The 21,901-nt window shown below is 61.2% G+C and carries 18 protein-coding genes and 4 pseudogenes; 18 read left to right on the top strand and 4 right to left on the bottom strand.

Annotated features, from left to right (window positions below; all coding sequences use genetic code 11):
• The 11 genes and pseudogenes from ACOZKU_RS17535 to ACOZKU_RS17485 all read left to right on the top strand — a co-directional run bounded on the left by ACOZKU_RS17535 (position 1) and on the right by ACOZKU_RS17485 (position 10,934).
• Positions 1–303, top strand: coding sequence for a hypothetical protein (locus ACOZKU_RS17535; RefSeq protein WP_421579946.1), 303 nt, complete (start codon positions 1–3; stop codon positions 301–303).
• The gene (locus ACOZKU_RS17530) at positions 303–731 is read left to right on the top strand and encodes a PIN domain-containing protein (RefSeq protein ID WP_421579945.1); all 429 of its coding nucleotides are present in this window, start codon (positions 303–305) and stop codon (positions 729–731) included. The genes ACOZKU_RS17535 and ACOZKU_RS17530 overlap by 1 nt, the downstream gene beginning before the upstream one ends.
• 398 nt (positions 732–1,129) lie before the next feature.
• Entirely contained in the window at positions 1,130–1,801 is a 672-nt protein-coding gene (locus tag ACOZKU_RS17525; protein WP_421579944.1) for a hypothetical protein, read from the top strand.
• On the top strand, positions 1,801–5,451 hold the full coding sequence (locus ACOZKU_RS17520; protein WP_421579943.1) for a DEAD/DEAH box helicase: 3,651 nt from the start codon (positions 1,801–1,803) through the stop codon (positions 5,449–5,451). Before ACOZKU_RS17525 ends, ACOZKU_RS17520 begins: the two co-directional genes overlap by 1 nt.
• A 27-nt stretch (positions 5,452–5,478) precedes the next feature.
• On the top strand, positions 5,479–6,525 hold the full coding sequence (locus tag ACOZKU_RS17515; protein ID WP_421579942.1) for a hypothetical protein: 1,047 nt from the start codon (positions 5,479–5,481) through the stop codon (positions 6,523–6,525).
• 194 nt (positions 6,526–6,719) lie between these two features.
• Positions 6,720–6,861, top strand: a pseudogene (locus tag ACOZKU_RS17510) (DNA-binding protein); the annotation flags it as partial.
• Between the two features lie 193 nt (positions 6,862–7,054).
• Positions 7,055–7,798: pseudogene (locus ACOZKU_RS17505) on the top strand (DUF932 domain-containing protein); the annotation flags it as partial.
• A pseudogene (locus ACOZKU_RS17500) lies at positions 7,795–8,187 on the top strand (glutathione S-transferase C-terminal domain-containing protein); the annotation flags it as partial. The pseudogenes ACOZKU_RS17505 and ACOZKU_RS17500, both read left to right, overlap by 4 nt.
• Positions 8,188–8,311: 124 nt before the next feature.
• Positions 8,312–9,196 (top strand): LysR family transcriptional regulator, encoded by an 885-nt coding sequence (locus tag ACOZKU_RS17495; protein WP_421579941.1) that lies wholly within the window; start codon positions 8,312–8,314, stop codon positions 9,194–9,196.
• Between the two features lie 173 nt (positions 9,197–9,369).
• Positions 9,370–10,260, top strand: a complete 891-nt coding sequence (locus ACOZKU_RS17490; RefSeq protein WP_421579940.1) for a ketopantoate reductase family protein — start codon at positions 9,370–9,372, stop codon at positions 10,258–10,260.
• A gap of 296 nt (positions 10,261–10,556) precedes the next feature.
• Entirely contained in the window at positions 10,557–10,934 is a 378-nt protein-coding gene (locus ACOZKU_RS17485; RefSeq protein ID WP_421579939.1) for a DUF427 domain-containing protein, read from the top strand.
• An 8-nt stretch (positions 10,935–10,942) separates the two neighbouring features.
• Here the strand turns inward: ACOZKU_RS17485 and ACOZKU_RS17480 are convergent, their stop codons facing one another.
• From ACOZKU_RS17480 to ACOZKU_RS17470, 3 genes are all read right to left on the bottom strand, one after another.
• On the bottom strand, positions 10,943–11,146 hold the full coding sequence (locus ACOZKU_RS17480) for a response regulator (protein WP_421579938.1): 204 nt from the start codon (positions 11,144–11,146) through the stop codon (positions 10,943–10,945).
• Between the two features lie 142 nt (positions 11,147–11,288).
• Entirely contained in the window at positions 11,289–11,435 is a 147-nt protein-coding gene (locus ACOZKU_RS17475) for a type IV toxin-antitoxin system AbiEi family antitoxin domain-containing protein (protein ID WP_421579937.1), read from the bottom strand.
• Between the two features lie 498 nt (positions 11,436–11,933).
• Positions 11,934–13,010 (bottom strand): LacI family DNA-binding transcriptional regulator, encoded by a 1,077-nt coding sequence (locus ACOZKU_RS17470; protein ID WP_421579936.1) that lies wholly within the window; start codon positions 13,008–13,010, stop codon positions 11,934–11,936.
• 174 nt (positions 13,011–13,184) lie between these two features.
• Here ACOZKU_RS17470 and ACOZKU_RS17465 point away from each other — a divergent pair, with 174 nt between their 5' ends.
• The 5 genes from ACOZKU_RS17465 to ACOZKU_RS17445 all read left to right on the top strand — a co-directional run bounded on the left by ACOZKU_RS17465 (position 13,185) and on the right by ACOZKU_RS17445 (position 18,219).
• Positions 13,185–14,165, top strand: coding sequence for an ABC transporter substrate-binding protein (locus ACOZKU_RS17465; RefSeq protein WP_314094927.1), 981 nt, complete (start codon positions 13,185–13,187; stop codon positions 14,163–14,165).
• A 116-nt stretch (positions 14,166–14,281) separates the two neighbouring features.
• Positions 14,282–15,790, top strand: coding sequence for a sugar ABC transporter ATP-binding protein (locus ACOZKU_RS17460; RefSeq protein WP_421579935.1), 1,509 nt, complete (start codon positions 14,282–14,284; stop codon positions 15,788–15,790).
• Entirely contained in the window at positions 15,787–16,797 is a 1,011-nt protein-coding gene (locus tag ACOZKU_RS17455) for an ABC transporter permease (RefSeq protein ID WP_421579934.1), read from the top strand. The genes ACOZKU_RS17460 and ACOZKU_RS17455 overlap by 4 nt, the downstream gene beginning before the upstream one ends.
• A gap of 11 nt (positions 16,798–16,808) precedes the next feature.
• Entirely contained in the window at positions 16,809–17,792 is a 984-nt protein-coding gene (locus tag ACOZKU_RS17450; RefSeq protein ID WP_421579933.1) for an ABC transporter permease, read from the top strand.
• Positions 17,793–18,036: 244 nt separating this feature from the next.
• The gene (locus ACOZKU_RS17445; RefSeq protein ID WP_314094934.1) at positions 18,037–18,219 is read left to right on the top strand and encodes a helix-turn-helix transcriptional regulator; all 183 of its coding nucleotides are present in this window, start codon (positions 18,037–18,039) and stop codon (positions 18,217–18,219) included.
• Between the two features lie 174 nt (positions 18,220–18,393).
• Here the strand turns inward: ACOZKU_RS17445 and ACOZKU_RS17440 are convergent, their stop codons facing one another.
• The gene (locus ACOZKU_RS17440; RefSeq protein ID WP_421579932.1) at positions 18,394–19,440 is read right to left on the bottom strand and encodes a LacI family DNA-binding transcriptional regulator; all 1,047 of its coding nucleotides are present in this window, start codon (positions 19,438–19,440) and stop codon (positions 18,394–18,396) included.
• A 101-nt stretch (positions 19,441–19,541) separates the two neighbouring features.
• On the opposite strand from ACOZKU_RS17440, the gene ACOZKU_RS17435 reads away from it, so the two are divergent.
• Together ACOZKU_RS17435 and ACOZKU_RS17430 are read left to right on the top strand one after the other, a co-directional pair.
• The gene (locus ACOZKU_RS17435) at positions 19,542–20,378 is read left to right on the top strand and encodes a phytanoyl-CoA dioxygenase family protein (RefSeq protein ID WP_421579931.1); all 837 of its coding nucleotides are present in this window, start codon (positions 19,542–19,544) and stop codon (positions 20,376–20,378) included.
• Positions 20,379–20,595: 217 nt separating this feature from the next.
• Positions 20,596–21,437, top strand: a pseudogene (locus ACOZKU_RS17430) (DUF1206 domain-containing protein).
• Positions 21,438–21,901 lie beyond the last annotated feature (464 nt).

The raw sequence follows: 21,901 nt of genomic DNA, 5'->3' as shown, positions 1-21,901 counted from the left end.
ATGAGCAAGAGTCCTCAGCGTCGTGCAATCGATAACTACCGTAGTCGCCTGACTGAACGAGGCATGGCGCGCTTCGAGGTGATTGGACGAGAGAACGACCGCGATCTGATCCGGTCGGTCGCCAAACGCCTTGCCGAGGGCGGTGCGGATGCAGATCGACTGCGAGCCGCTGTCAGCCATTCCATCGCCGGCGAGCCCCCTAGGAAGGGCGGCATCCTGAAGGCGCTACTGGCGTCGCCCCTGATCGGCTCCGAACTCGACCTATCCCGTCCGCATGAGGAAGGACGGAAGGTCGATATTTGATGCGGTATCTTCTCGACACCAACATCATCAGCAACTTCACTAAACCTGCTCCTTCGGAATCCCTGGTCGCATGGATGGCCGAGCAGTCCGACGACGACCTGTTCATTGCTTCTCTGACGCTGGCGGAGGTCCGTAGAGGCGTACTTGAAAAGCCTGCCGGGAAACGTCGGGATCAGCTTGATGCCTGGTTCAGCGGCCCCCAAGGTCCACAGGCGCTATTCGCTGGCCGAATCCTCTCATTTGATGAACGGGCCGGCCTCGCATGGGCGGAACTGATGGCCGAAGGGAGAGCCGCCGGCCGGCCGCGCAGCGGCCTCGACACGATCATCGCCGCTATCGCCGCTGCCAACGACTGCATCGTCGTCACAGACAATGAGCGCGATTTCGCAGGGATCGACATCATCAATCCGTTGCGGGGCGGGGCATGAAGGGGCAATCATCAAGATTTGCCCTCTAAAGTTTATTATCGGGGAGCGCTCAATCCGTGACTGCCGGCATCTAGGCTGTTCCGTTTGCCTCCCGCTGGGGGGCGACGACAGTGCATACGTGTGAACCACCTACCGAAGCGATCGACGAGTGGCTCTCGTCTAACGGAACGATCAGAGGCTCGTATGGCCATCTCCTGCTCGAACAGAAGGCAGCCACTGACGACGATCTAATCGACGCTATGCGACCATATTTCGAGTCTGCGCATCTCGATGCTCGCGAGTATTTCCACCGTCAGATCGGCATCGACCTCCATCCCGACGCAGACGCTCCCGGCGCCCAAGCGTGTTACCCGAGCTGCCTTCCGTCAACTGCGCGGCGCGGGCTCTTCGGCGAAGTGATGGCCGGAATGGTGACAGAGGCATTCCAGGCCAAATTCGTCGGCGGCCATCCATGGTGCATCCCGATCTTCCTTTTCCGACAGCACGCCGACGTCGAAGCCTATCTCTGGAATCTGGCGCGTAATCCAGACCGCGTTCGCCAGATTTTCGGCCGCTTCGGATCCGATTTCCTGGGGCTCGCCCTCAACGAGGACGGCGAAGTCGTCCGCTTCATCGCGGGAGAAGCGAAGTGGCGCCAGCGACTAACCGACTCGGCGGTCAACTCCCTGATGCTCGGCCCCTGGGAAGAGGACGAAGAAACCGGTGAGCGCGCCCGATCCGGTCGTGGTGTCTGGTTCGAGGTTAATCGGGACACGCCGCTCCCGCACGGCCTGCGGCAACTCCAGCGACTCCTCGAATTGCGCGACCCCGTGGGCCATCAGGCTGCAATTCTATCGATCGACCAGGCCGTCCTTTTGGAAGATGCGCCACCGCTGCCTCGAACCAATCTCATCCTAATTGCCGGTAATGGCGCTCGCGATCGCAAGCCACTCGACGTACTCATCGGGTGGGAAGAGGCGCCCGAGGAATATACTGCTCCGCACGATCTTCAGGTCGTTGAGCTCATCCTGAGCGACGGCGAGCGTCTCATCGATGGGCTCTATTCGAGCTTGTGGCAGGAGGCGAAATAATGCCCGAGCTTGACGCTGACCGCCTAGACGTTGCCGATACCCTCCGTCGCGCGCTGGCCATTGAGAATGAACTTTCGCGCCCACAAGCGCGCGCATATGTGCGCTGCCTTCAAACCACCTGGCAGGTTCCGGCCATTCAGTGGAGCGATCGCGAATCGGCCCGGCAATTGGCGGACGCCCGCCGCTTGCTGCATGCAGCGCATATCTTTCGGCAGATCGAGGGAACATCCTCGCCCCGGGCAATCGACTGCTATCGCAGGACGGGGGAAATTCTGGAGTGGCTATCGCGCGCCGCCGACGGCCTTCGCTCGATCGTCCCGATCGAGCTGCTCGCGGCCGCCGCGTACCAACTCGGATGCCTGCCTGCGATGGCATCAGGCCTGCTCAAGCAGATCGAGACCGATCACAGTGGCGTCGCGCTCTATTCGGCATTTCTGAGAGCGGATTTCGACGGCGTCATTCGTCGATCCTCCGCCTTCTGGAACACGCATCCCGACCTGACCGAACCAGACGCGTCGCGACGGCTCGCTGCGGCTGGAGTCGAAGAATTCGATCTCGACGAAGACGATCATCGCGTTGCGTGGTTCTTCACCGTCGAACTCGTCCGCAGCCTCGGATTGATCTCTGACAGCCTTCGCCGCGGCGACGACGCGAGGCTGGAGGTGGCAATGTCGAAACTCTATGCGCTCGACGAAATGGCCGCGAGGACGTTCAGCGACGATGCCTCGCTAGTGATAGCGCTCATGCGACAGGTCGCAGATAGCTACAAAGCAGCCAGCATCTATGGGCCGCTGCGGGCGCTTGCAGCGCTGAATCCGACGAGGACCGGAAAGCTCGTGGCATATGCCCGCGACCAGTTCAGCCGTGGTCGTGGAATTCTATGGACATCCCAGCTCCAAGGCCTCGATCGCCTACTGCGCGACTCGTCGTTCGCACTTTGCACTCCGACCGGTTCGGGAAAGACGCTGGTAGCAAACCTGGCGCTGCTGAAGGAGCTACTGCTGCGCGAACACGATGGCCTCGCTCCGCTCGCCGTTTATCTCGTCCCCTCGCGGGCGCTCGCCGGCGAGGTCGAAGCCAAGCTTCGCGCCGAACTCGGGAGCGAAATGACCATTACCGCCCTTTACGGGGGCGCTGATTGGGGCATCACCGACTACTGGCTCACCGGAGATGAGCCAACGGTCCTGATCGCGACCGTCGAAAAAGCCGACGCGCTGATGCGCTATCTCGGTCCGATAATCACAGCTCGCCTGCGGCTCCTGATCCTCGATGAAGCCCACCAGGTCGTGCCTGACGCCAACGACAATACGCGCGTTAGCTTCTCGGACCACAGCAACCGTTCGATCCGGCTGGAGAACTTCGTTTCGCGTGTGATCGCGCAGCGGCCTGACGTGGTGCGCATCGCACTTACGGCCGTCGCGGGCGGCGCCGCTCTTCCCGTTGCCCGATGGGTCGAGGGCCGCGCCGATGCAGACGCGGTGGGCGTGCGCTACCGCAGCACGCGGCAGGTAGTCGGCACTCTCGAAACCGCCCCCAACGCGACCGGTCGCATCCTCCTCGATATCATGAACGGCCGGACGCTCTACGTGCGCGGCCAAGAGCAACCGGTCTATCTCCCGCTTCGAATGCAGCCGATGCCCCAGCTTCCGGCGGCGATGCGCAACAGCCTCAATCGCTTCAACTGCCTCAGCGTTCTCTGGACCACGCTCCACCTCGTCGAGGAGGATCAGCGAATTCTGATTTCCGTCGCGCAAGAGCCCGAGCAAACAATGCGCTGGTTCAAGGACGCGCTGGAACTCGACGCGTGGGCTGCCGTCCCGCCCTTCGCCCCGCCGGAAGGCCGCGATCGAGAGCGGTTCGACGAGGCGCGCGCAGCCTGTATCGACTATTGCGGTGAAGGCTCGTTCGAGCTGTTCCTCCTCGATCGAGGAATCGCAACCAGCCATGGGCAAATGCCGCAGCGCTTGCGGAGGCTGATGGTCGAGATGATTGAGCGCCGTATCTGTCCCATCACCGTCGCCACCGCGACGCTCACCGAAGGCGTAAATCTTCCCTTCGACCTGATCTTCCTAACATCGCTCAAGCGCCGCTCATGGGATCAGGTCACCCAGACCCAGGTCGTCGCGCCTCTGTCGACAGCCGAATTCCGCAACCTTGCTGGACGAGCCGGAAGGCCAGGCGCGGCGAAAGGGGTCGAAGGCATGCCCCTTGTCGCGCTGCCGACGCAGGTGTCGTCCACCGCGCCCGCAACAATCCCCGTTCAACGTGGCCAACTCCGCGAGCTGCAGACAGATTATGACCGTCTGCGCGCATCGCTGCTGATCGAAGAGATGGATGCGGACAAAGTCGAAAGCCCATTGGCGCTGCTCCTCAATGCGATCCGCGATCGTGCAGAGCGGCTGCTCGGTATCGATCCCGACGACTTTGTCGAGTGGCTCGAAGAAGCGCTGCCCCCGGATATCAGCGGCCAAGCGGGCGAAGGTGCGACCGATCCCCGTGCGCGCCTGGCCGATTCACTCGACGAACTCGACGGGGTGCTGCTGACCGCGATCGAAGAGGTCTCACGAGCCGACGGAGTCCATATGACGGGCGCGCGCGCCGAGGCTCATCTCGTGGAGTTATGGCGGACGACGTTCACGGCCGCCGCCGCGGCCCAAGAGCGTTGGCTCGAGCAAGCCTTCGTGCAACGAGGTCGCGCGATCGTCGAGACCGTCTATCCCGACGCGGACGAACGCCGGCGGCTCTATCAGTATGGCTTCTCTCCCGTCGTTGGACGCCGCTTTGAAGCGATCGCTCCTCGTCTTCGCGCGCTCATCGAGGCGGCAACCACATATGGCGAGGACGACGCCACGGCGCGGATTGATGTCTTCGAGGAGATCGGAGAACTGCTCGCCGCTGACCGCGGCTTCGGCTTCCGCGTACGTCAGACCGATACGGATCAGGCGCTTCTGCGGCGCTGGGCGGACGTGTTGGGATGGTGGATGCACGAACCGGACGCGGCGGCGCCGGAAGCGGAAGATCTGCGCGCTTGGCAGCGCTTCGTTGGCGACAATCTAGAGTTTCGGCTTGGGGTTGCAGTCGGCGCAGTCGTTGCGCAGGCGTGGTCAACGGGTGCAGCGGACCCGTCCGCCGTTCCAACGCTCGCGGAATGGAAGGACACCACGGGATTGCCCTGGTTCGGCTTCTGGGCGCGCGAGCTTTTAAGATGGGGAACGCACGATCCCTTCGTCGCCTTCGCACTGTCGCAAAATCTCGCGCAGACGCGGGAAACGGCGGCCGCGCGACGGGAGGAGTTCGAGGCCTGGCTCAACGATGGATTCGACGATATCGAGTCCGAAGATCTCATCGACCCCCAGCTCTTTCTCCAATGGCAAGGCACTCTGCCGCGCCGGGCGCACGAAGGCGCGGTCGAGCAACCCGAACCGGTTGCTCTCACGGGCACCGATGGCCGTCGACAACGATACAATGTCATCCCGATCGCCGATGGCGCCATCGTGCGCTGGCTCGACCCAGCCGGATTCGAGCTTGCACGCTCTGAGGACATCTTGGGCGAGTTCGACGACCGACTGATCACCAATGACTACGAGCTTCGCGCCGGCCGACGCGGATCAGCCGTCCACCGCACGTTTTCTGCAGGATCTCGGGCATAGGAGCGGACCAGAAGAAGGAGGATGACCATGGCGGGGGTAACCAAGTCGCATCGGAAGCGAGATTTCGGACGGGCTTTCCCACATAGCCAGTATGATGATCCTCGCGGCGGCCGGCCGTCTGCCCTTGAGCAGAACGTCCTGCGGTATCGCGCAGCAGAAGCTACGCTTTACCTGTTCTATACGGAGGAAGTCCGCGACTTTATGCTCGCGAATATCTACCCGCGCGCCGTCAAGGACCCAAACACGCCCTTTTGGGAGACGACCGAAGAACGCCGTCTGCGAGGGGTGCTCGGTCAGATCCTATCCGATGCGGAATTGGCTGGTCGGCTCGCTTCGGAAGACGCGCAGAAGCTTCGTCACTCTCAGGAGCATGACCCAAAGGAAGGCAAGAAGCTGCGCAAGGCTTTTCGCTTCGCGGTCGACGCGGGAATGTCCTCAACCGCGGAAGCTGACGAGCTGGTCGAACTGTTGAGTTACAGAAACGATATTGCCCACCGCATTCACCTCGTGATGTCGGACGTGACGCGATCCTATTGGACCTCCGAGCATGTAGCTTTCACCGCACCCACATACAAAGGTGACGCGCCCGATCGTCTTCGCGCATACAAAGACTCCCTGTGGACGCGGGCTCAGGCGCTAATCCTCACCCTCTCGATGGATGGCCTGCTCTTCGAACACGCGGAGCGGATTTATGAGGGCGAGCTGAAGCGCCTGGATCGGCTCATCCAGATGCAAATCCGTAGCGAGCAGAAGCGCCTTCAAGCCATCAGCGCCGAGCTCGATTTGAGCGGGTCGGAACTGGTCGGGGATTTGCACCCGCGCTTCCCGGCGAACCACTACAATAATGGTTCGGACGGCGGCCCCGCCACTGGCCATCTCACGAAGCGCGGCGTCGAGATTTGCTACCGGCTCTTCGATCTAGGGAAGAGCGCGCTCGCGGTTTCCTACATCATGGGCATGAGTCTTCGGTCCGCCCGGCTGCGGCAGAACGGTTGGCGCCAAGCTGGAGGATCCAACAGGATCAAGGCCGAGGTTGCACGCTACGCCCCCTCGCCGCGCAAATCCCAACCCTGACGATGACAACGGCCTCAAGCCTTCTTGACTCCGGGGCATCAACCAGAACAAATAGAGAATATAATGTTTAACTCGCCCCTGGAGGTCAAGAACGAGCTTGCGGCCCGAGCCCGCATAGAGTCGTTGCGCGCGCAGATCGAGAAAATCGAAGGCAGAGGCCGGCGCGCGAAATCGGTGCTTGCGTTCGGAATCACTGCGCGGAGGCGATGGCGACCCGTGACGGGCGCTGGCTTGAGGCGGCCGGCATCGTCCTCGTCCGTCAGCGCCAAAGGCGTGATGTTTATCACCCTGGAAGACGAAACGGGCATCGCCAATCTCGTGGTGTGGGCGAAGGTGGCCGGGCTGGCCAAGCGTGGGTTTAAGCTTTTAGGGGGAATGCCTTCCCCTGCGACCGAGCCTTAAGTCTCGGCCGACCCCTTCTGCGGGGAGACCCCGCAACGCCCCCTGAGAGTGAGAGTGCGGACCGGTTTTCCGTGACGGGTGAAAAGCTGGGAGAGAGGCTCCCGCGCCCGTCATGGAGATTGGTCCCATGAACATGCAGGTTCTCGATGCTCGCCGTGACACACGTGGCGGTTACAAGGTGGATGTCAGCCGTGGCGAGCGGATCGGCCGCGTTTCGTCCGAGTGGTTCTCGCGTCCGGCCGATGAGCGCTACCTTTCACTGTCGGAACTGGCCAGGTCGGTGCGCGACCGCGCCGATCGCAGCCGGACCCGTGCGGTGGAAAGCGCGCTGATCCATGTGGAGGCCAATCGCAGTGATCCGGAGCGGTTGGCCCTGATCCTCCCGGGCACCGATACGGCCATTGCGCCGACCCACTGGTCCTTCGGCCAGTTCGCCGGGCTCGTCGGCGCTCCCGCCGCCTATTTGCGCCAACTTCCGGCCCCGCTCGCCGCCATCAATCTGCAATATGGCCTGACTTCCAATCGCGCCGAGCAGGTCAAGACGCTGGAAACCGACGACGGCCGCACGGAACTGCGCGCCGTCACCGGCCCGGATTACGGGAGGATATTCGACGCGGAGCTGGTTGAAGCCGTGCAGCGCATCGCCGGCAACGGCACGGGCGACACCCGATAGAAAGTCCCCGGCGTGCTCGACTGGTCGACCGGCATATACAACCCGCGCGTCGATATCACCAAGGACACGACGACGCTCTACGCCTCCGATCGTGACGTCTTCCTCTTCCTGGTCGATGACTTGAATCCGATCGAGGCCGGGCGCTTGCCCGACGGCTCGCCCGATCTCTATTTCCGCGGCTTTTATTGCTGGAATTCGGTCACTTCTATGCCTCCGCACCGGAGAAATACGAGTATCCGATCAACCGCTACGCCATGGAGGTCAAAAGGCAACTGGACGTGCTCGACAAGCGGTTAGCCGACCATGAGTTCATCGCCGGAAAAGACTATAGCATCGCGGACATCGCGATTTGGCCCTGGTACGGCAGCACGGTTCTGGGCCGCCTCTATGACGCCGCCGAATTCCTCGATGTGGCGAGCTACACGCATCTGATGCGCTGGGCAAAACAGATTGATGAGCGACCCGCCGTCCAACGGGGCCGCATCGTAAACAAGTTCTGGGGACCGTTGAACGAACAGTTGCACGAGCGCCATGACGCCAGCGATTTCAACGTGCGCACCCAGGACAAGCTGCAGCCGGGCGGCTAGTCCCGGCTAATAATCTCGATCTTCCATTGCTAGATCACTCTATACTCCTGTGCTAAATTGAGCAGTCTTAGGGAGTTTGTGAGGGCAGCTCAGCAATGAAGAGAGAGAGGATCTGGCTGATCTGATGGCCTTCGCGGTCATTGCGGAAGAACGCAGCTTCACGCGCGCAGCTAGTCGTCTGGGCATCTCGGGCTCCGCGCTGAGCCACGCTATCCGGCTGTTGGAGGAACGGCTTGGTACGCGGCTGCTCAGCCGCACGACGCGAAGCGTTGCGCCAACCGTAGAGGGGCAGCGGTTCCTCGACACGCTCAGCCCTGCGCTGCGCGACATCGAGATGGGCCTCGAAACGCTGGCGGACGCTCGCGACCGTCCGTCGGGAGTTGTTCGGGTCAACTCGCATAGGGTAGGCGCGCTTGCCCACGTTGCCCCAAAAATCTCGACATTGCGGCGAAACTACCCCGACGTAGTCCTCGAATTGACGATTGACGACACTCCAGTCGACATCGTCGCGGCCGGCTTTGACGCGGGCATTCGGGACGGCGAGGCTCTCGCCAGGGACATGGTTGCGGTGCGTATCAGCCCCGAAGATCGTTCGGCCGTAGTCGCGGCGCCCGAGTATCTGGCCAGCGCACAGGCGATAAATAGGCCAGAGGACCTGATGGCGCACCCCTGTCTTTTGTGGCGTTTCCCGTCATCGGGCGCACTGCTCAAATGGGAATTCCTGCAGGGACAGAGACGGCTACATGTCGTTGTTGAGCCGACGTTCTCAACGAACGACATGCAGGTTCTGATTGCTGCAGCGCTCAGTGGCGCTGGACCAGCGTATGTCCATCGCGACTATGTCGCCCAGCACCTCGCGACGGGTATGCTGGTGGAACTGCTCCCCGACTGGAACGTACCGCACGAGGCCTGCTACATATATTACCCGAGCAGGCGGCAAGTCAGGCCGGCGATGCGCGCGGTAATCGAGACATTGCGGTGGCGGGGAAGCATCGCGCCGGAGCAATAGCCAACAGCCGTTATGTCTACCAACCCGGCGAAAGATTACTGAGCCCCACTCACAAGCTCATCCTAATTCTGAGCCATAGTCGAATAGCCGAAAATCCTTAGATTCATGTCATCGCGACGAGGCCGAACAGATTCATCGGCGCCGGTTCGCGGCAACACGGACAGGATTCGACAATGAAAAAAATCAATCAGCCCCGCATTTTGATCGCCGGCGCCGGCGCGATGGGTCTCGTCAGCGGCTATCATCTTGCGCTGTCGGGCGCGGAAGTGACGTTTCTGGTGCGCCCCCACCGTATCAATCAGCTCGCAAGGCCGCAGCTTCTTTACTCCTACGACGACGGCGCACTCAATTCGTACCACGGCTACGGGCTTGCTACCGACCTCGCACAGCTCACGCCGAACGAATATGACTATATCCTCATCACGCTCGATAGCGCCGCGCTACGCGACCCGGCCGGCGTGACCCTCGCCGAAGCGGTCGGGCGTATTGCACGCAACACGTCGACTCGCGTCATTCTCGGCACCTACGGGGTCGAGTTGCTGCCGTGGTTTCTTTCGGTGTCTGGCTTGGCATCCGACCAGGTCACCAACGGGGTTCTCGGCATCCAGAGTCATAACGTCGGCAGCGCCGAACTGCCTTTGCATGCGCCCACGGATGCCGACCTTCTGGCTCGGGCTGACTACGCCTATCGCCACTGCTTTCCCTTCGGGTTCATTGTCGACGACAGTGCGCCAGAGGTGGCGGCTCAGTTCGCGGCGCTGTATTCCGTCAGCGGCGTCTCGCTTTGCATCGTCATGCCCGCCGAACAAATGAAGATCTTCGCTGCACCTGCCTTCGCACAACTGGCTGCCGCGGGCATGGGTGGCTGGCCCCAGCCCGCAGACATTGATCCGGAATCAGAGTTCTGGCGGCTCGGAACCGCCTCCACACTGGAGATTTTGGGGCTCAGCATTCACGGACAGGCGGGCCAGCAGGCCAAGGCGCAGACCACCGCCACCAGCATCCTTGAATTCTGGCGCACCTGGGAACAGGATATGCTCCCGCTGGGACGTACAAGGCTTTAACCGCTTCCATCACGGCGGCAAGGTCAACCGTCAGGATCGCCAGATCTTGAGCGACCTCATCGCGGTGGGCTTGGCCGAAGGTCAGCCGATGGCGGCCACCCGGCAGATATTGGAGCGCATGACGGCGACCGAGCGTCGGGAGCTGGTAGCGGCCTAGAGGGAGCGCTTCAGATCACCCAGGTCGAAGGGCTCCGTCTTGTGGGACGGAGCCCTTCACATGCTGTCACGGCAAGATCACGACGACGACCTCGTCAACTATACCGGCGGATGCCGCTAACACGCGACGGAGAGAAACATTGTCAGACCGCCCCATCCTTATTCCGAATGATAATCATCGAATCACAATTGAGCGCTCAAAAAGGCGCGTCATCGTGAAGGCCGAAGGCATAATGATCGCTGATTCGACGAGAGCGCTCATGCTCTCGGAAACCAACCACTCGAAAGTTTTCTACATCCCCCGAGCAGATATCGACGCATCGCTGCTGGCCCGCTCTGATCACTCCACTTATTGCCCGTACAAAGGAGACGCTAGCTACTTCAGTATTCCTGCTGCTGGCGAGCGAGGCGTGAACGCCATCTGGTCGTATGAAAACCCGTTTCTCGCCGCCGCCGAGGTGAAGGATCACTTGGCCTTCTACGCCGATCGGGTCGATGTGATCGAGGTTGACGATTGAGCCAAAATTTAGCGATCACCGATCGCATCAAGGACGTGCTTCAACGGCGCTTCTGCATCGAAGGGCTTTAGTAGAAAGGCATAGCACCCCTGCGCCTTAGCGCGTGTCCTGAGCACCTCATCCGCAACAGCGGTAATGACAATCACGGGAGTTGGACGCGAGGTCATCTCCCCCAATCTTGCCATCCGAGCCAACCCATCCATTTCGCCCATACTCATCCCTGGGTATTAGGTGACCCGTTCTGATCGAGTGAAAGCAAGCGGGATAGTGCAACGTGCGCAGAAGTCCGCGGCGGGCGATCGCGGCCTCCATATGCGTCAAAATCTGTCCCCTCGGAACGAGCATAGTCGTCGCTCAGGCCGCCACGCGATCCCTTGCGCGATAGACGCCGTAGCCAACTTTCACGAGCAGCCCTTCGTCGCACATCCACGTCAGATAGTGGCGGGGTATGCCAATCGCCGTGAAATCGCGAGTCTTCACTGTCCCTCGTTCAGCCGCCAATGCGTAAGCTCGCTCTCGCAATGAAGGCTTCGGCCCACCGGCCAGGCGGACTCGCTCTTCTCGATCTCGCTCGCGTTTTCTTTGCTTGGGTTGCTCTGGCGTAGATTTGCGCGTAATCGGCGACTCAAAGTTCGCAGTTTGCTCCTGCTCGGGGAGCCAGTTTCTTCAGCTAACTTGCTGATTATATTGAAGGAGTCGGTTCTTGATTGAACCGGCTCCTAACTTCTTTCCTAACGACATTTCTAGTGCCTCGGCTAAGCTATGCGCTCGGAGGGCTGGCGGATAGTATCACGCTGTCCCGTCAAAAGGCGAGAACCTCACCAAGGGGACGCCGGTCGTGCGCCGGCCAACGGTCGCGTAGAAGCGCCCCGGCTTGACGTGACGGCCGCCTTGACCACGCGTTGGAAATAGAAAAGCGAGGCGAGCCTCGACTGGCCGAGGCCGCCACCTTACAGACGTGTCGCGACTCTAGGCGAAAATCCGGCTATCCGATTAAGCCTAATCAGGCGTGCCGCCAGCCCCAGTGGTTTCGCGCACGACCAAAGGGCCGTCGACCTTGATGGTCATGGGGCGCATCTGCTTGCCGTGGATCGCCATGTCGATGAGTATTTCCGCAGCCCTTTGCCCCATCTCGTAGTTCGGGAGCACCAGTGTCGAGAGCGGGGGATGGGTATAGCGGGCGAGCTCCTGGTCGTCATAGCCCATGACGGAGATATCGTACGGCACACGCAGTCCCTTTTCCTGCACCGCCTCCATGACGCCGATGGCCATGAGGTCGTTGCCGCAAAAGATCGCCGTGGGGGGATTGTCCATCGAAAGAAGCTCAAGTCCCGCCTCGTAGCCGCGCAAGGGCAGCCAGTCGCCATCGCGCACCAGCGTCTCGTCGAAGGCGATATCGGCCGTGGCGAGCGCCTGCTTGTAACCCTTCAGACGATCCATCGCCGCATCCATCCAGGGCTCGCCGTTGATGAAGCCGATGCGCTTGTGCCCGAGCGACGTCAGATGCGCCGTCGCGGTGAAGCCGCCCGCCACCTCCCCCGGCACGATGGCCACATGCTGGCGCGGTTCGCAGTAGCAGTTGAGCAGCACGGTCGGGATGGATTTCAGCGCCTTGGGAACCGAAACCTTTCGTGTGAAGATCGTCGCATAAATGACGCCGGCAATCGAGGGATCGCGCAGCACGGAGCGCAGGACGGCCTCTTCGAGATCAGGATTCGAGCGTGTCGCATGGGCCGAAACGAGAAGACCTTGCTCGAAGGCATAGTCACGGATGCCGTCGAGGCTGACGACGGGATGCGGGCTGGTGGAAATCTCGTCGACGATGAAGGCGATCGTGTCCTTCTCGACCGTCGGGGCTGCGGCGACAGGGCTTCGGGTCGCCGGCAATCTATAACCAATTTTATGAGCAGCCTCGCGCACTTTCTGTTGCGTTTCCGCCGAAATGCGCGAACCAGACATTTCATTGAGCACAAGGGAGACACTGGATTGGGATACGCCAGCAATACGGGCGATATCCGTCATGGTCGGGCGTCCGCTGCCCTCTTTGTTCGTATTGCGACCGTTTCCCCTGGCCATGCGTCGTTCCTCGCCCTCGGCGTGCTTTGCACCGCACGCGGATTTTTTGCAAGTGCTCATAATTTTCGCTCTTGACTGCTAATATTATTAGCGCAAGATTTGCACATGTGAAGCAGGAATTTGCTCACGTCCGGTAGAGGAGTACCGGCCAGACCCTGGGAGGAGAACCCGCTCATGACCATGATTTCCCGTCGCACTTTCATGCTCGCGGCAACGGCTGTCGGCGCGCTCGCCGTTGCAGGCGTCGCGATTGCCGAAGTTCCGAAGCTGGCGCAAAAGGACACCTACAAGGTCGGCTTCGCACAGACCGAATCCAACAATCCCTGGCGCATCGCCCAGACGAACAGCATGAAGGCCGAAGCTGAAAAGCTCGGCTACCAGCTGGTCTACACGGATGCCGCCGGTTCGGCCGCCAAGCAGGTCGCCGACGTCAACTCGATGATCGCGCAGGGTGTCGACGTCATCTTCCTCGCACCTCGTGAGGAAAAGCCGTTGATCCCCGCCGTCATGGCCGCCAAGAAGGCCGGCATCCCGGTCATCCTGCTCGACCGCTCGGTCGATCCGTCGCTCGCCAAGGCCGGTGAGGACTATCTGACCTTCATCGGCTCCAACTTCGTCGAGGAAGGCAAGCGCGTCGCCGAATGGCTCGTCAAGAACGCCAACGGCAAATCGAAGATCATCGAGCTGGAAGGCACGACCGGCTCCTCGCCCGCCAACGACCGCAAGAAGGGCTTCGACGAAGCGATCAAGGCCGCCGGCGGCTTCGAGATCGTCGCCTCGCAGACCGGCGACTTCGCGCGCGACAAGGGCCGTCAGGTGGCCGAAGCGCTGCTCCAGGCCCATCCGGATGCCGATATCATCTACGCCCATAACGACGAGATGGCGATGGGTGCCATCGCGGCGCTGGAAGCAGCCGGCAAGGTGCCCGGTAAGGATGTGCTCGTGCTCTCCATCGACGGTGGCAAGGAAGCCGTGCAGGCGGTGGTCGATGGAAAAATCGCGGCGGTCGTCGAATGTAACCCGCGCTTCGGGCCCAAGGCGTTCGAGACGATGCAGCGTTATGCCAAGGGCGAGAAGATCGATCCGATCCTCGTAAACGAAGACAAGTTCTACGACGCCTCAAACGCGGCCGCAGAACTCGCCAACGCCTACTGATCATAACTCCCAAGCCTCATGCGGCCGAGGCGGCATCGCCGTCTCGGCCGTTTTTGAACGACCTTCGGCCGGCTCGGGTGTAGGCTCATCATGCGGTCGGGATAGAGGAGGAACCGATGCTTCTGTCCATGCAGGGCATTTCCAAGGCGTTTGCCGGGGTCGCCGCGCTGAAATCGGCTTCGCTCGAAGTCGAGCCCGCGGAAGTCATGGCCCTTGTCGGCCAGAATGGCGCCGGCAAGTCGACGCTCATCAAGATCCTGACAGGCGTCTACCGTCGCGACGAAGGCAGCATCGCCTTCGATGGCAGGGAGGTCGACTTTTTCATGCCAGCCGAAGCGCAAAGCGCCGGCATTGCGACCATCTATCAGGAAATCAACCTTGCCCCGCAACGCTCGGTCGCCGAAAACATCCACCTCTCCCGCGAGCCGAAACGCTTCGGCCTGATCGATCACGCGGCCATGCGCCGCGGCGCCGAGGCCGTGCTAAAGACCTTCAACCTTTCCATCGACGTTGACCGTCCCGTCGCGCATTTCGATGCCGCAACGCGGCAGATGGTGGCTATCGCCCGCGCCGTTACGCAGAACGCCCGGCTCGTCATCATGGACGAGCCGACCTCCTCGCTCGATGAGCGGGAAGTCGCCGTGCTCTTCGAGACGATCCGCACGCTGAAACGCTCGGGCGTCGCCGTTATCTTCATCGGCCACCGGCTGGACGAACTCTATGCAATCTGCGACCGCGTGACGATCATGCGGGACGGCCAGACGGTGGCAAAAAGCCTGATGGCGGACATGCCGAAGATGGCACTCGTGCGCCACATGCTCGGCAAGGAACTCGCCGCCTTCCAGGCGATGGTGCCCGATCAGGATGTGCCGGAACGTCCCGTCCGCCTTGCCGTCGAGCATGCCGGCGCCGGCGTGCGGGTGCGCGATGTCAGCCTTGAGGTGCGTGAGGGCGAAATTTCCGGCCTTGCCGGCCTGCTCGGCTCCGGCCGCACTGAGACGGCCCGCCTTATCTTCGGCGCCGACAAGATGCAGCGCGGCACCCTACGTATGGACGGTCGCGAATGTGCCTATCACGAACCCACGGATGCGATCGCCGACGGTATCGGCCTCGTGTCCGAGGACCGCAAGATCGACGGCATCGTGCCAGACATGAGCATTCGCGAGAACATGACCCTGGCGCTGCTGCCGAAACTGAAAAAGGCCGGCGTCGTCGATCGCGCGCGGCAGGACGAGATCGTCACCCGCTACATCCGCGCGCTCGGCATCAAATGCGCCTCGCCGGATCAGCCGATCAAGGAGCTATCCGGCGGCAACCAGCAGAAGGTGCTGCTCGCCCGCTGGCTCGCCACCGACCCGCGCGTGCTCATCATCGACGAGCCGACCCGCGGCATCGATATCGGCGCCAAATCCGAGATTCTCAAACTCCTGCGCAGACTTGCCGATGAGGGCCTCAGCGTGCTGATGATCTCCTCCGAGTTGGAAGAGCTTCTGGCCGCTGCCGACCGCGTCACCGTGCTCAGCGACGGCACATCGGTCGCGACCCTGCCGCGCAAGGAATTGAGCGAGGCGGCGCTGCTTTCCGCCATGGCCCGTCAGGTGGACCCATCGGGTGAAATGGCATGACCACGATCGAGACCCCCGCCCCGCAGCCTTCGGGCACGCTTTCCTCAGGCAGCCGGCTGTTCACACTGGCTGGCCGATACGGCACCCTCGTCGCTTTCCTGGCGCTCATCCTTTTCAACATCGCGGTGACGCCGAACTTCCTGTCCTGGCAGACGCTCAACGTGAACCTGACGCAGGTCGCCACCATCGTCATCGTGGCGACAGGCATGACGCTAGTCATCGCCACCGGCGGCATCGACCTGTCCGTTGGCTCGCTGATGGCGATATCGGGGGCGCTCGCGCCAATGATCTTCATGGGCCAGTTCTTCCACGTCGAGAACATGGCTTTCGCGGTGGCACTCGCGCTGCTGCTGCCCGTCGTCGTCGCCAGCCTCTTCGGACTGTTCAACGGTCTGCTCGTCACGCACTTCTCCATTCAGCCGATCATTGCGACGCTCGTGCTGTTCATCGCCGGCCGCGGCATCGCGCAGGTCATGACCAACGGCAACCTCCAGGTCTTCAAGAACGAAGGCTTCCAGTTCATCGCCATGGGCCGCATCGCCGGCGTTCCGGCACAGGTCGTGCTGATGCTGGTCATCGCCGTTCTCGCCTCCGCCATGATCCGCTACACCGTCATCGGCCGTCAGATCATCGCGGTCGGCGGTAACGAGAAGGCGGCGCGGCTGACCGGGATTCCGGTCAAGCGCGTCAAGCTGCTCGTCTACATGATCAGCGGGGCGCTCGCCGGCCTTGCCGGCCTGATCGTGGTGGCGCGCAATTCGGCGAGCGACGCCAATCTCGTCGGGCTCGGCATGGAACTCGACGCCATCGCCGCCGTCGCGGTCGGCGGTACGCTGCTGACGGGCGGGCGGGCCAATATCGTCGGCACTCTGCTCGGCGCCTTCGTAATCCAACTCGTGCGTTACACGCTTCTCGCCAATGGCGTGCCGGATGCCGCAGCCCTCATCGTCAAGGCCGGGCTGATCGTGCTCGCCGTCTTCATCCAGCAGCGCGCCGACAAACATTGAGGAGTTCCTTCATGCACGCCCTCCTCCGCCCCTTCACCATCAAGTCGTCAGGCGATCTCGCCCGCATCGGCGTCATCCTGGCGCTCGCCGGCCTCATCCTGTTCGGCGCGCTGCGCTACGACAATTTCCTGTCGCCTTTCAATATTCTGAGTTTCCTGCGCTACAACTCCATGTTCGCGCTGATCGCACTGGGCATGGCCTTCGTCATCATCACCGGCGGCATCGATCTTTCCGTCGGCGGCACGGCAGCCATGGCGAGCGTGGTCGCAGCGCTGCTTTCGCCCTATCACTGGGCGGCCGGACTTTTCGGCGGCATGGCGGCGGGCCTCGCGGTTGGCGCGCTCAACGGCTTCATCATCACGAAAATGCGCATCCAGCCCTTTATAGCCACGCTCGCGACCATGCTTGCCGCCTATGGCACAGGGCTGCTTCTGGCGGACAACCAGTCGGTCTCCGTCTCCTACGACACGGGCTTCACCACCATAGGCCAAGATGATTTCCTCGGCTTTCCAATCCCGGCCTGGATCGGACTTGCGGCCTATGTTCTCGGCTGGCTGATACTCGAAAAGCTGCCGGTCGGCCGCCATATCCTGGCGATCGGCGACGGCGAGGCGACGGCCGGTCTGATGGGCCTCAAGGTCGAGCGGACACTTGCTATCGTCTACGCCGCCTCCGGCACGCTCGCCGGCCTTGCCGGCGTCATCCTTGCCGCACAGTTCGGCGCCGGCCAGCCGACAGAGGGCGTCGGCTGGGAACTGTTCGCGATTGCTTCTGTCGTCGTGGGCGGCACGCTTCTGACCGGCGGCTCCGGCTCGGTCGGCGCGACGCTGGCCGGCGCATTGCTGCTCGCAATGGTCTTCAACATTCTCAATTTCGAAAACGGCCTCGGCTGGATCTCCCTTTCCGCCTATTGGCAATCCGTCATCCGCGGCGCCTTCCTTTTGGTTGTCGTGGTGCTGCAAGCCAAGTTGATGACACGGCACAGGAGCGCCTGAAGCGGGCAGAAATACTTCGTTTCAGTTAGCGTCGCGTCATCTCAGCCCGAGGAAGGACAGAATGACGAGTACGATGACGATTAGACCCACAATGTAAATGATGCGGTTCATGACTGCTCTCCTTGATGGACGTGCAATGCTCGGTGCATAACGTTGTTCCGCGTCAACGCGCTGCCTGTCGTGTCATGCATCTTGGATTGCGCTGCAATATCCCTATATTGCGATGCACCAACAGGAGATGCGCATGACAATCGACGTGAAAAATCCGATCGCAGAGCTTCGCAAGTCCAGGGGCTATACGCTCGAGCAGCTTTCGGTGATATCCGGACTGACGGAATTGGAAATAACAAAGCTCGAGAAGGGCGAACTGGTTGATACGGCCAAGCTCGCTCGGCTAATGAGCGCGTGTGGCGCCCGGCCGGCCTAGCCGGTTGCGTGGCGCTACGAGAGGCGTGGACCACGGTCGCGTTCCTACGCAGCTATCCCAAACTTGACGCGGCGGCTATCGCGACCTCGCAGTATTTGCCGCCGCGCGATCGAGGTATGAGCGGCGTCATTGCCGTCGCAAGACACCGGGGCGAGTGACCCCGAAGGAACACGTTCAGGACCGTGCGGAGCACCTGCCAACCGAAGCACGTTCGATTAGCGCGCATGCAACTTTGTGAATAGCGTGCGGTGCCGAGGCTGGTTTCCTAGCGAGCTGCGCGATCGCCCACGCACCCATCGGTCGATGGGGAAGTTCGAGCGTGGTCAGTTGAGGGCGCAGATGGCGCGAAAGCTCATCATCGTCATAGCCTACGACGGAAAGATCATCAGGGATCTTCATCCCCGCCTCTGTGATTGCGTTGAAGCATCCCATCGCCATCTTGTCGTTCTGGCAGAAGATCGCGGTCGGTGGGTGCTCCAGCGACAGAAGTTTCTGCGTTGCTTCGAAACCGGAGGTCGGCGTCCAGTTCCCTTCGGCCACCAGGCTGTCGTCGTAGGCGATGCCCGCTTGTGCCAGTGCTTCCCTGTATCCCGTCAAGCGATCCTGTGCCGCCTCCATGAAGCTCTCGCCGACGATCGTGCCGATACGTGTATGGCCCTTTCTGATCAGGGACATCGTGGCCATGCGGCCGCCGGTCGTTTCATCCGGAACAACGGCTGGGAATCGGTTGTCGTTCGTATAGCAATTGAGCAGCACCAGCGGTACGGGGAGCTTTTCCAGAACGGGGTCGAGCGACACGCGACGGGTAAAGATCGACATGTAGACAATACCCTGCGCACCGGCCTGCAGAAGGCGCTCCACGGCCTTCCGCTCATGTTCGGCCCGCCCTTGCGTCTGTGCCACCAAGATTGTCACGTCGTTTTCCCAGGAGGCGTGCCGGGCGCCCTCGATCGCGTTGACCGCTTCCGGCGTCGTCGCGAGCTGGTCCACGATGAAGCCGATGCAACTCCCGCGCAAATTATCCAAGCCCGCCCGCCGTATCGGACCTGAAAGCCCATAGCCGAGGGTTTGAGCCAGCTCCAGCACCCGCGTACGCAGGTCCGGCGAGATCTTGATATCGGTGACATTGTTCAGGACGACGGAGACGGTCGCCTGCGAACAGCCGGCGGCCTTCGCCACATCCATCATCGTCACGCGCTTCTTCGTCTTCGGGCTGCTCATCACGCCTCCATTCCGTTCCTTCTAACCCAACTAATAAATTTAGACCATTGACTAATAATTATTAGTAGAGGTAGCCTGAGAGTAGTTGGAGGAACGGACGAATGATTACGCAACCTACATTCGACTATGATATCGGTGCGCAAGTCGCACAGCTTGCCGAGGATGGCATTATTGGGCTGAAGGGCGCTTTCACCCCGCAATGGGCCGACGCGATGCGCGAAGACATGATGACCGCGTTCTGGTCTGCCATACAAAGACCGGGCGGCGCCGTCGGTCGCGGGCCACGCCGATGGTATGTTGAAATCCACCCGCAGGCCTTTGGCGGCTTTGTCGATCTCATCACTCATCCTTGGGTCGTCGATGTCTGCACCAATGTGCTCGGACCGGACTATCAGATCGTGGAAATCGGCTTCGACGTGCCCTTCCAGGGCGCAAAGTACCAGCCTTGGCATCGCGACTTCCCCTCGCCGGTCGACACCTATCGCGACCGCAAAATCACCTCGCTCGCTTTCAATCTCACCGGCGTAGACGTAACGGAGGATATGGGGCCTTTCGAGGTCGCGCCGGGAACGCAGTATGACGATGGTCGTGACTGGAAGCACGAAATGTTCCCCGACAAGGCGCTGTGGGGCCGTTTCCAGGAACGTGCCGCGCGCAAATATCCGCGGCGGGGGGACATTTCCTGCCGTTCGGCGCTGACGGTTCATCGCGGCACCGAACATCTGTCGCCCATTGCCCGGCCCGTAATGGTGCTCGGCGTCGACCGACCGGGAGCTGGGCATGCCGAACTGCACGACATGATGGTGACGCGCGAGTGGCATGACGCCCTCCCCGAAATCGCCAGGCAGCATCTCGTCTGTCGAGTCGTCGATGAACTGGTGCCGATCACCCAGAAGCACGACATCGAAGGCCTTGTGATGGGAGCCGATCCCGCATGATCGTCTCCCGCACGTCTCAACCGACACGCGCCCTACCATATGCCGCCGTCGCGGTTTCCCGATCTCTTGGAGCTTTAACCGTGGATCCGTTCGTTTCTTCGCAACAGGTTTAGCGAACACTTTGTCGCGAATCCTAGAACAAGAGCGTTGAAGGAGCGGGAACCTGTCATCGGCTTACCCGTTTGAGGCCAACACGCCACATGGAAACGGGTTACGCATGCAGTCCGCAAAAGAATTTCAATGGATAGCCAGGGCTGGATATGCGGCCCGGGCCGCAGTGTTTTTCCTTATTGGCGGCCTCGCCCTTTTTTCCGGGCTCTCCAGCGGAAAATCGGACACAAAGTCTGCTTTGGACACGCTGCTCGGGCAGCCTTTCGGGAGGATTTGGGTTGGCCTGATCGCGTTGGGGCTAATGGGTTTCGTCATCTGGCGGCTCGCGCAGTCCATCTTGAATGCCGACAACCAGCACAGCGATCTGAAAGGCACGGCCATCCGGGTCGCCCTGTTTGGAAGCGCGATCGCCTATTCCGGCCTCGCCTACTATGCGGTTGATCACGCACTCGATCTTGGGTCCCAGGGAAATAGCGATGGCCAGCGGGGTTTGGCGGAATGGGTGATGGCGCAACCTTTCGGGCGCTACCTTGCGGGCGTGATTGGAATCAGCTTCGTGATCGGCGGCTCTGTCACCATCGCAAAAGGCGTCCTTCGAAAATATGAGCGATATCTCGATGAGGCGGCCTGCGGTCTCAAACCGCTGAGAATTGCCTGCGTCTACGGCCTCGCCTCCAGGGGCGTCCTGTTCGTGATTGCAGGGTGTTTCTTTGTCTATGCCGCTGTCAGCGTCGCACCGAACAAGCGGGAGGCATGGTTGACGCACTGAACTGGATTCGCGGATTGCCGTTTGGGGGTACCCTGTATTCGGTGGTCGCCCTTGGCCTGGCTTCTTTCGGCATATACAATCTGGTGGAGGCGAGGTATCGCATCGTGCGTGCACCGAACACCGGATTCAGAGCCCAGAATTCCTCAGGCGGATCGAGCGAGCTACTCAAGATCGACTGATTGCCCGTCTTATCATGGTGACTCTTCAACATCATTGACATAGTCCGAATGCATCCTCGGCGATCTCTCAACCGGCGAGCAGGGGGCGATCAAGAACATTGCCTGAAATGATGGGCCAGACGTTTGTTCAAATCGCCACTGGAAATTGAATAAAGTCGCGATGAATTTTCCGCTCGCCATGCCGGTCACGATTGATCGAAAACACTTCTCCGGTTTAATGTTTGTCCGAGTGCCTTAAGGGAGGTCTGAATGCCTGACGGGTCTTTGTTTCGGCCCGCGGCCAATTGCTGGCGTATGTCACGCGCGGACGATTTTTCAATCATCGTGGACGCCGACGATTATTTTAACGCGATCCGCAACGCGATGCGATCCGCGCGGCATTCCATATTCCTTGTAGGTTGGGATTTCGACGCAGGCATAGCGCTCGGCAGGCCCGATGTCGATGACGGCGCCCCCCGCGAGGT

It is taken from the genome of Shinella sp. M31 (assembly GCF_049199205.1).
Lineage (GTDB): Bacteria > Pseudomonadota > Alphaproteobacteria > Rhizobiales > Rhizobiaceae > Shinella.
Note: the sequence above shows the minus strand (reverse complement) of the source record. Positions and strands in the feature narration are given on the sequence as shown.

Excerpts from the sequence above, each read along its gene's own strand:
- ACOZKU_RS17450 (WP_421579933.1), top strand. The coding sequence starts at position 16,809 with ATGCACGCCCTCCTCCGCCCCTTCACCATCAAGTCGTCAGGCGATCTC.
- ACOZKU_RS17530 (WP_421579945.1), top strand. The coding sequence starts at position 303 with ATGCGGTATCTTCTCGACACCAACATCATCAGCAACTTCACTAAACCT.
- ACOZKU_RS17460 (WP_421579935.1), top strand. The coding sequence starts at position 14,282 with ATGCTTCTGTCCATGCAGGGCATTTCCAAGGCGTTTGCCGGGGTCGCC.
- ACOZKU_RS17440 (WP_421579932.1), bottom strand. The coding sequence starts at position 19,440 with ATGAGCAGCCCGAAGACGAAGAAGCGCGTGACGATGATGGATGTGGCG.
- ACOZKU_RS17435 (WP_421579931.1), top strand. The coding sequence starts at position 19,542 with ATGATTACGCAACCTACATTCGACTATGATATCGGTGCGCAAGTCGCA.
- ACOZKU_RS17455 (WP_421579934.1), top strand. The coding sequence starts at position 15,787 with ATGACCACGATCGAGACCCCCGCCCCGCAGCCTTCGGGCACGCTTTCC.
- ACOZKU_RS17445 (WP_314094934.1), top strand. The coding sequence starts at position 18,037 with ATGACAATCGACGTGAAAAATCCGATCGCAGAGCTTCGCAAGTCCAGG.
- ACOZKU_RS17465 (WP_314094927.1), top strand. The coding sequence starts at position 13,185 with ATGACCATGATTTCCCGTCGCACTTTCATGCTCGCGGCAACGGCTGTC.
- ACOZKU_RS17515 (WP_421579942.1), top strand. The coding sequence starts at position 5,479 with ATGGCGGGGGTAACCAAGTCGCATCGGAAGCGAGATTTCGGACGGGCT.
- ACOZKU_RS17525 (WP_421579944.1), top strand. The coding sequence starts at position 1,130 with ATGGCCGGAATGGTGACAGAGGCATTCCAGGCCAAATTCGTCGGCGGC.
- ACOZKU_RS17495 (WP_421579941.1), top strand. The coding sequence starts at position 8,312 with ATGGCCTTCGCGGTCATTGCGGAAGAACGCAGCTTCACGCGCGCAGCT.
- ACOZKU_RS17470 (WP_421579936.1), bottom strand. The coding sequence starts at position 13,010 with ATGGCCAGGGGAAACGGTCGCAATACGAACAAAGAGGGCAGCGGACGC.
- ACOZKU_RS17520 (WP_421579943.1), top strand. The coding sequence starts at position 1,801 with ATGCCCGAGCTTGACGCTGACCGCCTAGACGTTGCCGATACCCTCCGT.
- ACOZKU_RS17490 (WP_421579940.1), top strand. The coding sequence starts at position 9,370 with ATGAAAAAAATCAATCAGCCCCGCATTTTGATCGCCGGCGCCGGCGCG.
- ACOZKU_RS17535 (WP_421579946.1), top strand. The coding sequence starts at position 1 with ATGAGCAAGAGTCCTCAGCGTCGTGCAATCGATAACTACCGTAGTCGC.
- ACOZKU_RS17480 (WP_421579938.1), bottom strand. The coding sequence starts at position 11,146 with ATGGGCGAAATGGATGGGTTGGCTCGGATGGCAAGATTGGGGGAGATG.